The sequence below is a fragment of the Aestuariispira ectoiniformans genome, from assembly GCF_025136295.1.
GTDB lineage: Bacteria > Pseudomonadota > Alphaproteobacteria > UBA8366 > Aestuariispiraceae > Aestuariispira_A > Aestuariispira_A ectoiniformans.
Genome location: NZ_CP062788.1, coordinates 2,550,725 through 2,563,501 on the forward strand (window position 1 = coordinate 2,550,725; position 12,777 = coordinate 2,563,501).

Genomic DNA, 12,777 nt, shown 5'->3' on the forward strand with positions numbered 1-12,777 from the left:
GCTCCTGACATAATATATGCGCCCGTTTACTACGGCATTTGCGCCGTTTCTTCAATCTCCTTGACAGCGGAAACCGGGAAAAAAGAGGGGTTTCCAGACGAAAGTTTCGGGCACATCGCCTTCGTTCGTGGAAATAGTCAGTAATAGCCCTGGAGAATTGGGAAACCGCTCATGTAGCGTTGCATATATTCCCGCAGGCATTTGGCCTTTGCATTGAGCAGGCGGCCGCTGGGCCAGATGGCGAAAAGGTCGCGTCTGGGGCCGTACCAGGGGCTGAGAACGCGCTGGAGTCGGCCCTCCTCCAAATGTGCATGAACTTCGATCACCGGCAAAATGGTAATGCCCAGGTCGTCGACAGCGAATTGCGCCGCCAGATGCAGGTCGTCGACTTGTGTTGTTGCAGTGGGGTAAATTATTTCCTGCTGGTCGTTTTCCGGCATTTGCAACCTCCACGGAAGGAAATGCCTATTCGCAATGATCCGATGATTTTCCAGGTCCGACAGGGTTTCGGGCTGGCCATAGGTCGAGAGGTAACCTGGAGAGGCGACGAGGACGGTCGCCACGCTTCCCAATCGCTGTTGGAAAAGCTGGGAATCCGGCTGCGGTCCCACACGTAGGGCGATGTCGATCTGTCCGTTCAGAAGATCGGTAATCTGGTTGTTCAAATGCAGGTCCAACTGAATATCCGGGTGCTCCTTGATGAAACCCGACCACATCGGTTGAAGAAAGCCGATGGAGATATTGGTGGGGGCCGACACCCGAAGCCGCCCATGTGGCAAATGAATGTCGCTGCTCAGGCGTTGGGCGGTCTGCTCGAATTCCTGTACGAGATCGCTATAGGCCTGATAGTAGCTTTCGCCTTCTGTCGTCAGTGCAAATTTTCGCGCGGAGCGGTGCAATAGCTGACAACCAAGTGTTTCCTCCAACTTCTGAAGACGTCTGGTGACGGTTGCCGGTGGCAGGTTGAGGGCCTTTGCCGCAGCGGCCAGACCTTGTCGTCGAACGATATGAACAAATAAGGCGATATCATCAAACATGATTCTATTTTTGGAATTTGTAATGTCATTTCTGTCTATTTATTAAAAATAATGGAAATAGTAAATCAATACCAGTAATCACAACAGAATGTGAGGTTTTGATGTCCAGGTTATGGATCAGCGCGGGAATTTCGGTTCAGGATGGCGCGGATGTTGAGGAGGCGAGAAAGGCCCTTGCCGGTCTTGCGGAGGAAACAGTGAAAGAACCCGGTTGTTTCAAGTTCGATGTCCTGCAGAGCCGGGAGAACCCGAAGCATTTTATGTTGTGGGAATGCTGGCAGGACGACGCCGCATTGAAGGCGCATTTTGAAATGCCCCACACAAAAGCGGTTCTGGATCGGAACCTGACGTCAGTTCGCTATGTGGAACGGCTGACGGATGTTTCTCTGAAAGGTGGAGGGTTAGTGTAATGAAATATCGTCTGGTTTTTTCAGTTCTTATGTCTTTTGTCTTATCGTCGCTTATGTCTCTTTGGGTGACATGGATTAACCTTGGTTGGAGCGGTGAGCTATTCGAGCATTGGATGAATGCTTTTTCTCTTGCCTGGCCGGCAGCAGCGGTTATTGCGTTCCTGTGCGGGCCGACGGTGCAGGCCGTTACACGGAAACTGGTCTCACCGGCCTAGGGAACAGGATGTTGAATACTATGGGGGGAAGCGCAAATGGCTTTGATTCGTCAAAACTGTCCGGACCTGGAAAGTCCCGTCGGTCCTTATGTTCATGCCGTCCGGTATGGTGATGTCCTATACACATCGGGGCTGACCGCCTTTGGCACGAAGGCGCAGAAGGGCACAATCGGTGAGCAGGCGGAAGTTATCTTCGAACAATTAGGCCAGATTGCTAAACAGCATGGCACGTCGCTGTCCCAATTGATCAAGGTGACGATTTTTGTAACAAGCCTCGATGAAATCGGGGGGCTGCGGGACGCCTTAACAGCGACCTATGGGGACAATAAACCGGCCAGCTCGCTGGTGGAGGTTGTAGGGCTTTTCAGTCCGGACCTCAAAGTTGAGATCGAAGCCGTAATGGCTGTTTGATGTTTGTCGAAAAGCGAACGCCCGCCTGTTTTTATCAGGCGGGCGTTCGTGTTTTCACATTGATCAGAGCTTTCGCTCAAGGACGGCGACAAAGAAGCCGTCTGTGCCATGATCCAACGGGTTGAGGCGCAGCGTATCCCCGTCCGTCGGGCAGGGCGAGGGGAAGATTTCCTGCCAGATTTGTTTGATGGGATGCAGGAAGAAACTCGGGTTTTCCGCCAGGAAACGGTCAATCTGGGCGTCGTTCTCCTCGTTCAGGATCGAACAGGTCGCATAGATTAGCCGTCCACCGGCGCCAACCAGGCGGGAGGCGGAATCCAGGATAGATGCCTGAAGGGCCGTCAGCTCCTCAATATCCTGTCCTTTTAGTCGCCATTTCTGGTCCGGATTTCGCCGCCATGTGCCTGTTCCGGAGCAGGGCGCATCCACCAGGACTCGGTCAAAGCCACCACCGAAACGAGCGGCCCGACGCTTGATCCATTTGTCCCGCTCGGAGGTGAGCGGTCGACGTTCTACCATGAAGGCCCCGGCACGCTTGAGGCGCTGTGCTGCCCGTTTGAGGCGGGCCTCCGATACGTCACAGGCGACAATGCGCCCTGTGTTTTTCATGGTCGCGGCCATGGCGAGCGACTTACCGCCCGCGCCTGCGCAAAAATCAACGACCTTATGGCCAGCGCGTGCATCCGCCAGAAGGGCCGCAAGCTGGGAGCCTTCGTCCTGGACTTCGATTAGCCCGTCGCGGAATGCCTTGGTGCCGGACAGCGGCATACGTTTCGGCAGGCGCAGGCCGACAGGGGAAAAGCGTGATGATGTGGTCTCTATGCCTTCCTCGGCCAGCGCCTTCATGGCGTCGCTTCGGGTGCCTTTCAGGGTGTTGACGCGAAGGTCAACCGGTGCCTCCTCGGTCATCGCAGCCAGATATTTATCGACCTTTGCACCATAGAGTTCGACGAAACGGCTTTCCATCCAGTCGGGGAAGTTGCCCTTCGCCGATACCGGCTGACAGCCACTGTCGATTTGCTGCCCTTGCATCTCTACGGCGACCCGCTCTTCGCGTGCGCTGAGTGGAGTAGGGGCATATTGGCTACCGTCGAAGGAGAGGGTCAGGTCTTCTAACGTAACGCCATTGATCGCCTGTAACCAGACGAGAAGGCGGGCGCGATTGTCCAGGTCACCATTGCAGCGCTGCAGCCACCAATCCAGTTGGGCGCGGCGGCGCAATACGCCATAGACCATTTCGGCGATGGCGTTGCGGTCCTTTGATCCGGCAAAGCGGTTTTTGCGGTTCCAGTCCGCCAGGACTTTGTCTGCCGGTATTGCGTCAGGAAGGTCGATCAGATCGAGGATTTCGATGGCGGCCGCGATGCGGGCTCCGGGCTTCATGGCTTGCTCCGCCGCGTATCCCAGTCGGATTTTACGATTTCATAGCCCAGAACTTCCTGGCCGTAGGCTTTCCGGGGGCCGGTGTTGTTCAAGCCAAGCTTGGCGAGGACATTGCGGGAACGCATGTTGTCGAAATCGGTAACGGCGACAACCTTCTCCAGGCCCAGTGTTTCGAAGGCTTCATGCAGCGCGGCTTTACCGGCCTCGGTTGCATATCCATTGCCCCAGGACATCTGGCGCAGACGGTAACCGACTTCGATGTCGCCGCCATTGACCTGTTGAACCTTCGTGCCGTTCGGTGCATCGGTGGGCAGATGTTTCAGCATGACCCAACCGTCCGGGGTGTCGCTCGCCTGAGGCTGGATTACCCAGAAGCCGATGAAGAGGTTGTCAACGTTGGAGAGGATATCGTCGAATCGTTCGGTAACTTGTTCTTTGGTCATGACGTCGCGGATATAGCGCATGACGTCCGGGTCGGTGTCCATTTCAATGAAAAGAGGCAAATCCGTCAGCGCGAGCGGTCGTAAGGTAAGACGGTCGGTACGGATTGTTGCGGTGGCTTTCATCGGGCCTCCTTCCTCCTCAAAGTATGATGGAACCCAGATAACGGACAAAATCGGTCTGCCTCCATGCAAGTCATGGATCTGCTTTCGCCCCGTTGTCAGGGATAGCCGAACTTGTCGCCGTGATCTGGTTCCGAACCCAGGAATACGGACGGGGGTAGTGACGGTCATTTCTGACGCACCAGCCCCAACTATGTCACGGTGATGTCATGGAATAGCCGATTTCGCAAGTGTGCTGATTTGAATTTTAAGCATGGCTGTTATGCTCAAATGGTATTAGGTGGATTTCGCCTTTGATTTCCACTCGTCTGCACGGATTTCAAATCCCTGCACATCATACCCATAGGCATGGCGGTCGCCGGTGTGGCGCATGCCGATTTTTGTCAGCACCTTTTGCGAGCTGTGGTTTCTGTCATCGGTAACGGCGACAATTTTTTTCAAAAAGATATCGTTGAAAGCATACGCTAGAAGGCGTGCAGCCGCTTCTGTCGCATAGCCTTTGCCCCAGGCACTTGGGAGATAAAGATAACCGATTTCAACTTCGTCGGAATAATTTACATCGCCCGCCTTTAAGTCGGGCACAACATCCGGGCGATTAAGGGGAAGGAAGCCTAGGCTTACCTCGCCGACAGGCATATTGTCTTCGCGTGTTTCGACAACCCAATGCCCCAGATCGTCACTATGCGGGTAGTCCATCAGGATGGGCATGACTTTCCTGGTGTCTTCTGCAGACATTACAGGTTGGACATATTGCATGACCGCCGGGTTGCAGCCCAGTTCGATCATGAGATCGACATCTCCAGACAAGACAGGGCGTAAGCGCAGCCGTTCAGTGAGTAAAGTCGGTATGGTCACGGACGGTCCCCCCCTTTTTTATCCGTCAGGGAGGCACCGTCCGTCATAAATACCTTAGCGGTCAATCTGATAGTTCGGTGCTTCCTTCGTGACGGTAATGTCATGAACATGACTTTCCCGCAGCCCGGCAGAGGTGATCTTGCGGAAGGTGCAGTTCTTCTGCATTTCCGCAACGGTCCCGTTACCGGTATAGCCCATGGACGCCTTCAACCCGCCAAGCAACTGATGGATGACACCTGCGACGGGCCCTTTGAACGGAACGCGGCCTTCAACACCTTCCGGCACGAATTTGTTGGATTCGTTGACTTGTTCCTGGAAGTAACGGTCGGCGGAGCCGCGCGCCATGGCGCCCGCAGAACCCATCCCGCGGTAGGATTTGTAGGACCGGCCCTGATACAGGAAGACCTCGCCAGGAGATTCTTCGGTTCCGGCCAGCAGGGAGCCGATCATGACGCAATCTGCACCGGCAGCAATAGCTTTTGCAAAGTCGCCGGAGAACTTGATGCCGCCGTCGGCAATTGCCGGAACGCCATTCTGTTCACAGATTTCCGCGCATTCCATAATCGCCGTCAACTGCGGAACGCCGACACCGGCAACGATACGGGTTGTGCAGATGGAGCCAGGGCCAATGCCGATTTTGACTGCATCTGCGCCTGCATCGATCAGGGCCTTCGCACCTTCAGGGGTCGCAACGTTGCCTGCGATAACCTGGGCGGCGTTGCTCAGTTTCTTCACTGCGGTGATCTGCTCCAGGACGCCTGCGCTGTGACCGTGTGCGGTGTCGACGACAATCACATCAACACCGGCGTCGATCAGGGCTTCGGCGCGGATCAGGCCCTGTTCACCGGTACCTGTGGCGGCGGCAACGCGCAGACGCCCGATTTCGTCTTTGGCTGCGTTCGGGTGCTCCTGCGACTTTTCAATGTCTTTCACGGTGATCAGGCCGACGCAGTGTTTCTCATCGTCGACCACAAGCAGTTTTTCAATGCGATGCTTGTGCAAAAGCTGCTTGGCTTCTTCCGCGCCAACGCCTTCCTGAACCGTGATGAGACCGCGGCGGGTCATCAGGTCGCGGACCGGGGTTGCCGGATCATTGGCGAAACGGACGTCACGGTTGGTCAGGATGCCCACCAGATGGCCCTTGCGCTTGGAAACAACCGGAATGCCGCTGATATTGTGGTAACGCATCAACCCGAGAGCATCGGAAAGGGTCTTTTCCGGCGTGATTGTGATCGGGTTCACCACCATGCCCGATTCAAAACGCTTAACCTTGCGGACCTCGTCGGCCTGCTCTTCGGCCGTCATGTTCTTATGGATGACCCCGATGCCGCCCAACTGCGCCATGGCGATAGCCAGATTTGCCTCGGTCACCGTGTCCATGGCAGCCGAAATCAAAGGAATGCCCAAGGTAACGTCCCGGGTGAGGCGGGTCTTTGTATTCGTCTCATGCGGCAGCACGGAGGACCGGGCGGGTTGCAGGAGAACGTCATCAAACGTGAGGGCTTCACGGATGCTCATCGGGCGATTTCCTTTTCGGGCTGGTGTTTCGTTTCAGGGACTATATGCATTTTTTATCAAAAAACAAGGTTCATATGAAATGGCTGTGCATTTTTAGGCTTTATTTTTCAGTTTGATGAATAATCTGTTGCATAAAATGCAAAAAAATAGATTTCAGAAGTTTTGTGCTTGCATGGAGTGCGAAAAACTTGGTTCGTGGCATCCTGATGGGCCACGAATCGCAAAAAAGGCCGATGGTGTGAACCATCGGCCTTGTAAATGGGACGTTCGGTGTGGGTCAGGTCGTCGTTTCTTCGTCTTCCGGCGCCTGGAGGCTGAAATCCGCGCTGACCGGTGCCGGTGGGACCGCCTCGAAGGTTTCCTGGGCTTCTTCGGGCGGTTCGGAGCGTGCAAATATGCGCAGAACAGCGAATAGCCCGTAACCTGCCATAATGATAAGAGTATAGATCGGCAGGCCCTCGGGCCCCATGAAACTCATCGCCTGGGTGGCGACCAGTGCGCCTAGCGTCGCCCCGACGGCCCACACGACGAGAATTGTGCTGGACAAGGTGACGTAGTCGTCGCCTTCGGCCCAGTCGTTCGCATGGGCGGTGGATATGGAATAGATCGCCTCTGCCATGCCCCCGAAGGCGCCAAAAGCAATAATAAGGATAATAAATGTCTCGGCGGTGAGGCTGGTAATGAACAGGGAGACCAGGGCTGCACCACCGGCGGCGGCGATCAGGACCAGACGGCGGTCGATACGGTCGGAGAGAAAACCCAACGGCCATTGGATGACCAGGTTGCCCGCCTGTGTGCTGGCCATAAGGATACCGATCGCAGCCGGTGTCAGCCCCAGAAGCGTGCCGTAGATTGCGCCTACGCCCTGCAAAGTCATTCCAGTGGCGCCGGAAACAAATGCGCCTACAAGCCCGACGGGCGAAAGCCTGTAGACGCCCTTCAGATCGATCTTGATTTTCGCAGGCAGTGGCGGTCCCGGAATTTTTGTCGTGGAAATCGGAATGATACTCAGCATGAACAGGCCGCTACCGATCATGAAGGGTGCGAGGCTTTCAATATCCATTTTTGCCAGGAGCAGCGCGCCGGAACCGTAGAATACGGTGTAAAGGACATAGAAGAAGGCCATCACCTGGCCGCGATACCGGCTTTCGGTTCTCTCATTCAGCCAGCTTTGCATGACCATAAAAATGCTGTTGGAGCTGAAGCCGTGGATCAGCCGCAGCGCCAGCCACCATTCCAGACTTGCCTGCCAGGATAACGCCAGGACCATAAGGCCGGACAGGGCGCCAAAGGCAGCATATGAACGGATATGGCCGACGCGGCGTATCAGGCGTCCGCTGAAAAAACAGGCCAGCAGCATGCCCACAGCATAGGAGGTCACGACACTGCCGACCTGATCGGTGCTAAGCCCTGCTTTGCTCAGATGGACTGGCATGAAGGAGCCCAGCATGCCATTGCCGCAGGCAACCAATGCAGCGCTTAAAACAATCGTAAAGACGGCCCGATAAGCTGATAGCATAAGCGCCCCCTATTTATATTGCCTGGACCTTCGGGATATGCGGCTGGAATCAGCCGTCGTGACCGTCCACAATAATGAGGCTGCCTTTGGCGTTCTGTTGTCTGAGCGTCTTTAAAGCCTGATATTCGTCGGAATCGTACCAGGCCTGGGCTGCTTCCCTGTCCGGGAAACGGATGACGACAATGCGGCTGGGAGCCCATCCTCCTTCCAATTCGCCCGGATTACCGCCGCGTACGATGAATTCACCGCCGAATTTTGCAATTGAGCCGGGTGTCTGGGCGGCATACTCACGATACCCTTCTTCATTCTCCACATTCACGTCACCGATTACATAAGCGGCCATATTATTCTCCCTTACCCTTGTTTTCGTTTCATGTTATGCGAGCCTAAGGGGCAATTTGATATAAAGACAAGAACGGATGAATAGGGATGCCGCAATATCAGCCGATTGAGCTCTACACTTGGAGTACCCCTAACGGGCGCAAGATTTCCATCATGCTTGAGGAATGTGGGATTCCCTACAATGTTCACCCGGTCAATATCGGAGAAGGTGAGCAACATGATCCGGAGTTCTTAAAAATCAGTCCCAACAACAAAATCCCGGCAATCGTGGACCCGGATGGTCCAGGTGGTGCCCCGATGGAGCTTTTTGAAAGCGGGGCGATTCTTTACTACCTGGCGGAAAAGACCGGTAAATTCATGCCGATCACGCCGAAAGGCCGTTTCATCGTTATGGAATGGCTGATGTGGCAAATGGGCGGGGTCGGCCCGTTTCTGGGGCAGGCACATCATTTTCGGCGCTTTGCACCGGAAAAAATACCCTATGCAATAGAGCGCTATACAAAGGAAGCCAAACGGCTCTATAGCGTTCTGGACAAGCGCCTCGCCGAAAGCCGGTATCTGGCGGGTATGAATTACAGCATTGCCGATATCGCAACCTATCCCTGGACCGCCCGGTGGGAATGGCAGGGAATCGACTGGGATGATTATCCGAATGCGAGGCGCTGGTTCGATGAATTGTCTGCGCGCCCGGCTGTTGAAAAAGGCATGAATGTCCCTTCTTGAAGGGGCTGATCAATAAAATTAAATTTGTATGACGTAAGGCCATTGACAGGTACCGTTCTGATGGGTACTAACGCGCCTGCACCGCGAGAGCGGACGCCGCCATGGAGAGGTGGCAGAGTGGTAATGCAGCGGATTGCTAATCCGTCACGGTGTAACAGTCGTGCCCGGGTTCGAGTCCCGGTCTCTCCGCCAGAATTCAAGGGGTTAGCTACCATATCGTGGCTAACCCCTTATTCTTTCGCCAAATAGTTTGGCGCTCGGTTTTCAAATAGTTTGGCACTCATACGTCGTAATCCGCTCGCTTCTGGCTTCCTACACCGCTAACCTCCTATTGACTGTATAGGCCGTAAGTATTTATCAAATATAAAAAATATGGTTTGTGTCTTCGCTGGGTGGCTGTGGTGAGGACGCAGGGAGCGGGGAATGATGGCGATGCAGGAAAAGACACCTGTTAAAAGTGACCGGCAAAATCATAATGTGTTTGCTCTGGATCTGAGTGATGGGGAGCTGTTGGAGGTTCCCGGTGCCCGTGGCCGATTGGGTGTTTCCCGCTTTGACAGCGGGCTTATACTCTATCGCGGTGAATTTGAGGTCTATGACGACTGCACGCTGGCCGTATCCCCGTCACTGTCGGAACCCTGGCTCGGTGTCAGTATGCATATTGTTGGCGAATCCCTTGTGCATCTTCCCAATGGAACAAAGTTTCAGCGCAGGCCGCTCGAGGCCGTTATCGACAGATTCGATATGACAGGCACGTCATACCAACTGAAGGGCGGTCAGGTCATCCGCCATGTTGCGGCCGTTATGCCGCTGAAGCCACTGCTTAAGAGGTTGGATCGCGAGTATGTCGACAAACTGGATTCATTCGTCGACATAGATCAAGAGGTTTGTAAGGCGGAACCAATTCCAACCACCAATCGCCTGCGTTCTTTGGCTTCGCGATTGTTCTATCCCCTTGCAGAGGGACCTGCGCGGCAGATCAGGCTGGAGGGACTGGCGAATCTATATTTCTCCGAGGGGGTTGATTGCTTTGCCCAGCGGGATGGCAAGGCATCGGTGGATGAGGCTATTGATTGGGAAAAAGCCGGGCTGGATAACATTTTCGAGCGTATTCACAACGAATTGCATTCGCCGTTGTCCGTGGCGCAATTGGCAATCTCTGTTGGTATGGCTGAAAGCCGCCTCAATCAGCTTTTTATCCGGGAAACGGGCCTCCGTTGTTCAGATTATATCCGCCGCGAACGCATGAATACCGCACAGAGGATGCTGGGCCACGGAGGGAATACGGTGAAGGAGGTGGCTGCCTCTGTCGGATATAGTCACGTGAGCAATTTTACACGGGCCTATCGGGATACGTTTGGCGAAACCCCGTCGCGGGCCCTGAGGAGAGCCCCAGGCACCTAAGGCAGCATGACAGCCGACAATGCGACTTATATGGGGTGGATGTCCCTATAAATAGTGAACTAACAAAAAATCTGCTATTCTTGTTTCAGGGCAAAAGGCCCGGTTTTGGAAAAGTCCTTTTCCGGAAACGTGTGTCCTAATGGATGCGTAATGGACTGGCACCGGGCGAAGATGCTGAAAAGGTGCAAAATGGCAGAGAAAACGATACGAGAAGCTGTGGCCGTTTTTCATGACGCGGAAAGCCTGCGGAATGCGGCCGATGAACTAATGCTGCATGGGTTTGATCGCTCTGACCTCAGCCTGCTGGCTCCCCATCGGGAGGTCGAACGCAAGCTTGGCCATATGTATGACAAGGTGAGCGATATCGAGGATGAGCCCCGTGTTGCGACCCAGGCCTATATCGGTACGGATTCCATTACCGAGGGGAAAGCCTTCGCCGTTGGCGGCCTGTTCTTTGTCGGGGCGGTTTCGGCCATGGGCGCTATTGTTGCCTCTGGTGGTACGATTGCCGCCGCCTTGATTGGCGCGGCGACAGTCGGGGGAGCAGGAGGCGTCATAGGTGCCTTGCTCGCGCGTTTCCTGGGGAAAAACCAGGCAGATCTGCTGAATGATCAAATTGAGCACGGCGGAATCCTGCTTTGGGTCCACACCAAGGACGAAGAGCATGAGAAACGCGCCGTGGAAATCCTGTCCAAAACCTCCGCGATTGACGTGCACGTCCATGATATGCCCGCCGTGAAGGATATGGGGGCCATCTATGGCTATCTGGACTGGCTCGCCGGGGTGCCAAAGCCCAAGGACAAGCCCGCAGAAGCCTGATTGCGACACGGCTCACCTACGGGTTGGTCCGAAGACTATTTCGGACCAACCATTTCGTCTGGCCGGACCCAGTCATCAAACTGCTCCTCAGTCAGCAGTCCAAGAGATAGCGCGGCTTCCTTCAAAGTCGTATTTTCCCCATGCGCCTTCTTGGCGATCTTTGCCGCGTTATCATAGCCGATATGCGGGTTCAGGGCGGTGACCAGCATAAGCGACTGTTCCATCAATTGGGCAATGCGTTTGCGGTTGGGCTGGATACCCCCAACGCAGTTTTCGGTAAAACTGACGGCGGCGTCCGACAGCAATCGAACGGATTGCAGCAGGTTATAAATCATGACCGGCTTGAAGACATTAAGCTCGAAATGACCATTGGACCCGGCAACGGTAATGGCCGTGTGGTTCCCCATGACCTGGGCACAGACCTGCGTCAGCGCCTCGCATTGGGTCGGGTTGACCTTGCCGGGCATGATTGATGACCCGGGTTCGTTGGCAGGCAGGATCAATTCGCCCAGGCCGCTGCGCGGGCCGCTTGCGAGAAAGCGGATGTCATTGGCAATTTTCATGCAACTGACGGCCAATACGTTCAACACTCCTGACGCTTCGACGATTGCATCATGTGCCGCGAGGGCTTCAAATTTATTGCGCGCACTGGTGAAGGGCAGATTGGTGATTTCGGCGACGGTTTCTGCGAATTTCGCGGCAAAGTCCGGGGCTGCATTCAATCCGGTACCGACAGCCGTGCCGCCCTGGGCCAGTTCCGACAGACGGGGCAGAATATTTTTTGTCCGTTCCAATCCGAGTTCAATTTGCCGGGCATAGCCGGAAAACTCCTGGCCCAGCGTGATCGGCGTTGCATCCTGTGTGTGTGTTCGCCCGATTTTCACGATATCTGCGAATTGTGCCGATTTGGCCTGTAACGCTAGGAGCAGCGTTTCAAGAGCGGGCAGGAGCCTGCGGTTCACTTCCTCCACTGCGGCGATGGACATTGCGGTAGGGAAGCTGTCATTGGAACTTTGTCCATAATTTACATGGTCATTCGGGTGGACGGGCGTTTTGCTTCCAATCTTGCCACCGAGAATTTCGATGGCCCGGTTGGCGATGACCTCGTTGACATTCATGTTTGTCTGGGTGCCGGACCCGGTCTGCCAGACAACCAGAGGGAAATGATCCAGCAAGGTGCCGTCAATTACCTCGTCTGCAGCCTGCACAATGGCATTTGCGATTTTCTGATCCAACTTGTCGAGCTTGGCATTGGCGAGGGCCGCGGCCTTTTTCTGGATGCCGAAGGCGCGGATCAACGGGGCGGGCATGCGCTCTGTACCAATTTTGAAATTCTGCAGGGATCTTTGCGTCTGCGCGCCCCAATATCTGTCGGCGGGAACCTCTATATTGCCCATCGTGTCGGATTCCATGCGAGTATCGCTCATGCTCGTCACCTTTCTCACGCTTATGACCTATTTGAAATTGGGCTTTGGCCGTCGCAATAAAAGTCTTCTCAGAAGAATTAATGGGCAGGACGGGAGAATATCTTATTTGCTTGTTTCTTTCGATGGAAGTTAGGCCTTGGATACCAAGGCA

At 54.7% G+C, this 12,777-nt stretch carries 14 protein-coding genes and 1 tRNA gene; 7 read left to right on the forward strand and 8 right to left on the reverse strand.

Annotated elements, in window-relative coordinates; translation table 11 throughout:
• Positions 1–137: 137 nt before the first annotated feature.
• Complete coding sequence (locus IF205_RS11830) at positions 138–1,037, reverse strand: LysR family transcriptional regulator (RefSeq protein WP_259779573.1); 900 nt, start codon at positions 1,035–1,037, stop codon at positions 138–140.
• Between the two features lie 101 nt (positions 1,038–1,138).
• Between IF205_RS11830 and IF205_RS11835 the strand changes: the two genes are divergently transcribed.
• The 3 genes from IF205_RS11835 to IF205_RS11845 are packed head-to-tail and all read left to right on the forward strand — an operon-like array spanning position 1,139 to position 2,073.
• A complete protein-coding gene (locus IF205_RS11835) occupies positions 1,139–1,447 on the forward strand; it encodes a putative quinol monooxygenase (protein WP_259779574.1) in 309 nt (102 codons plus the stop codon).
• Positions 1,447–1,662, forward strand: coding sequence for a DUF2798 domain-containing protein (locus IF205_RS11840; RefSeq protein ID WP_259779575.1), 216 nt, complete (start codon positions 1,447–1,449; stop codon positions 1,660–1,662). Before IF205_RS11835 ends, IF205_RS11840 begins: the two co-directional genes overlap by 1 nt.
• Positions 1,663–1,698: 36 nt before the next feature.
• Positions 1,699–2,073, forward strand: a complete 375-nt coding sequence (locus IF205_RS11845) for a RidA family protein (protein WP_259779576.1) — start codon at positions 1,699–1,701, stop codon at positions 2,071–2,073.
• A 63-nt stretch (positions 2,074–2,136) separates the two neighbouring features.
• Here IF205_RS11845 and IF205_RS11850 read toward each other — a convergent pair whose 3' ends face one another.
• From IF205_RS11850 to IF205_RS11875, 6 genes are all read right to left on the reverse strand, one after another.
• Positions 2,137–3,456: an RsmB/NOP family class I SAM-dependent RNA methyltransferase gene (locus IF205_RS11850; RefSeq protein ID WP_259779577.1), complete on the reverse strand. Its 1,320-nt coding sequence runs from the start codon at positions 3,454–3,456 to the stop codon at positions 2,137–2,139.
• Positions 3,453–4,022: a GNAT family N-acetyltransferase gene (locus tag IF205_RS11855; RefSeq protein ID WP_259779578.1), complete on the reverse strand. Its 570-nt coding sequence runs from the start codon at positions 4,020–4,022 to the stop codon at positions 3,453–3,455. Before IF205_RS11855 ends, IF205_RS11850 begins: the two co-directional genes overlap by 4 nt.
• Positions 4,023–4,295: 273 nt before the next feature.
• Positions 4,296–4,874 (reverse strand): GNAT family N-acetyltransferase, encoded by a 579-nt coding sequence (locus tag IF205_RS11860; protein WP_259779579.1) that lies wholly within the window; start codon positions 4,872–4,874, stop codon positions 4,296–4,298.
• Between the two features lie 54 nt (positions 4,875–4,928).
• On the reverse strand, positions 4,929–6,392 hold the full coding sequence (guaB, locus tag IF205_RS11865) for an IMP dehydrogenase (RefSeq protein ID WP_259779580.1): 1,464 nt from the start codon (positions 6,390–6,392) through the stop codon (positions 4,929–4,931).
• 277 nt (positions 6,393–6,669) lie between these two features.
• Positions 6,670–7,911 (reverse strand): MFS transporter, encoded by a 1,242-nt coding sequence (locus IF205_RS11870; RefSeq protein ID WP_259779581.1) that lies wholly within the window; start codon positions 7,909–7,911, stop codon positions 6,670–6,672.
• Positions 7,912–7,960: 49 nt separating this feature from the next.
• Complete coding sequence (locus tag IF205_RS11875) at positions 7,961–8,254, reverse strand: DUF1330 domain-containing protein (protein WP_259779582.1); 294 nt, start codon at positions 8,252–8,254, stop codon at positions 7,961–7,963.
• Positions 8,255–8,340: 86 nt separating this feature from the next.
• Here IF205_RS11875 and IF205_RS11880 point away from each other — a divergent pair, with 86 nt between their 5' ends.
• The 4 genes from IF205_RS11880 to IF205_RS11895 all read left to right on the forward strand — a co-directional run bounded on the left by IF205_RS11880 (position 8,341) and on the right by IF205_RS11895 (position 11,199).
• A complete protein-coding gene (locus IF205_RS11880; RefSeq protein ID WP_259779583.1) occupies positions 8,341–8,976 on the forward strand; it encodes a glutathione S-transferase N-terminal domain-containing protein in 636 nt (211 codons plus the stop codon).
• A 103-nt stretch (positions 8,977–9,079) separates the two neighbouring features.
• Positions 9,080–9,168 (forward strand) — tRNA-Ser (locus tag IF205_RS11885).
• 231 nt (positions 9,169–9,399) lie between these two features.
• Complete coding sequence (locus IF205_RS11890; RefSeq protein ID WP_259779584.1) at positions 9,400–10,380, forward strand: helix-turn-helix transcriptional regulator; 981 nt, start codon at positions 9,400–9,402, stop codon at positions 10,378–10,380.
• A 189-nt stretch (positions 10,381–10,569) separates the two neighbouring features.
• Positions 10,570–11,199, forward strand: coding sequence for a hypothetical protein (locus IF205_RS11895; RefSeq protein WP_259779585.1), 630 nt, complete (start codon positions 10,570–10,572; stop codon positions 11,197–11,199).
• A 35-nt stretch (positions 11,200–11,234) separates the two neighbouring features.
• Here IF205_RS11895 and fumC read toward each other — a convergent pair whose 3' ends face one another.
• Positions 11,235–12,626, reverse strand: a complete 1,392-nt coding sequence (fumC, locus tag IF205_RS11900) for a class II fumarate hydratase (RefSeq protein ID WP_259779586.1) — start codon at positions 12,624–12,626, stop codon at positions 11,235–11,237.
• Positions 12,627–12,777: the final 151 nt, after the last annotated feature.

Bases quoted from the DNA above. Each gene is read 5' to 3' on its own strand.
- IF205_RS11830 (WP_259779573.1), bottom strand. From the start codon at position 1,037: ATGTTTGATGATATCGCCTTATTTGTTCATATCGTTCGACGACAAGGT.
- IF205_RS11835 (WP_259779574.1), top strand. From the start codon at position 1,139: ATGTCCAGGTTATGGATCAGCGCGGGAATTTCGGTTCAGGATGGCGCG.
- IF205_RS11840 (WP_259779575.1), top strand. From the start codon at position 1,447: ATGAAATATCGTCTGGTTTTTTCAGTTCTTATGTCTTTTGTCTTATCG.
- IF205_RS11845 (WP_259779576.1), top strand. From the start codon at position 1,699: ATGGCTTTGATTCGTCAAAACTGTCCGGACCTGGAAAGTCCCGTCGGT.
- IF205_RS11850 (WP_259779577.1), bottom strand. From the start codon at position 3,456: ATGAAGCCCGGAGCCCGCATCGCGGCCGCCATCGAAATCCTCGATCTG.
- IF205_RS11855 (WP_259779578.1), bottom strand. From the start codon at position 4,022: ATGAAAGCCACCGCAACAATCCGTACCGACCGTCTTACCTTACGACCG.
- guaB (WP_259779580.1), bottom strand. From the start codon at position 6,392: ATGAGCATCCGTGAAGCCCTCACGTTTGATGACGTTCTCCTGCAACCC.
- IF205_RS11870 (WP_259779581.1), bottom strand. From the start codon at position 7,911: ATGCTATCAGCTTATCGGGCCGTCTTTACGATTGTTTTAAGCGCTGCA.
- IF205_RS11875 (WP_259779582.1), bottom strand. From the start codon at position 8,254: ATGGCCGCTTATGTAATCGGTGACGTGAATGTGGAGAATGAAGAAGGG.
- IF205_RS11880 (WP_259779583.1), top strand. From the start codon at position 8,341: ATGCCGCAATATCAGCCGATTGAGCTCTACACTTGGAGTACCCCTAAC.
- IF205_RS11890 (WP_259779584.1), top strand. From the start codon at position 9,400: ATGATGGCGATGCAGGAAAAGACACCTGTTAAAAGTGACCGGCAAAAT.
- IF205_RS11895 (WP_259779585.1), top strand. From the start codon at position 10,570: ATGGCAGAGAAAACGATACGAGAAGCTGTGGCCGTTTTTCATGACGCG.
- fumC (WP_259779586.1), bottom strand. From the start codon at position 12,626: ATGAGCGATACTCGCATGGAATCCGACACGATGGGCAATATAGAGGTT.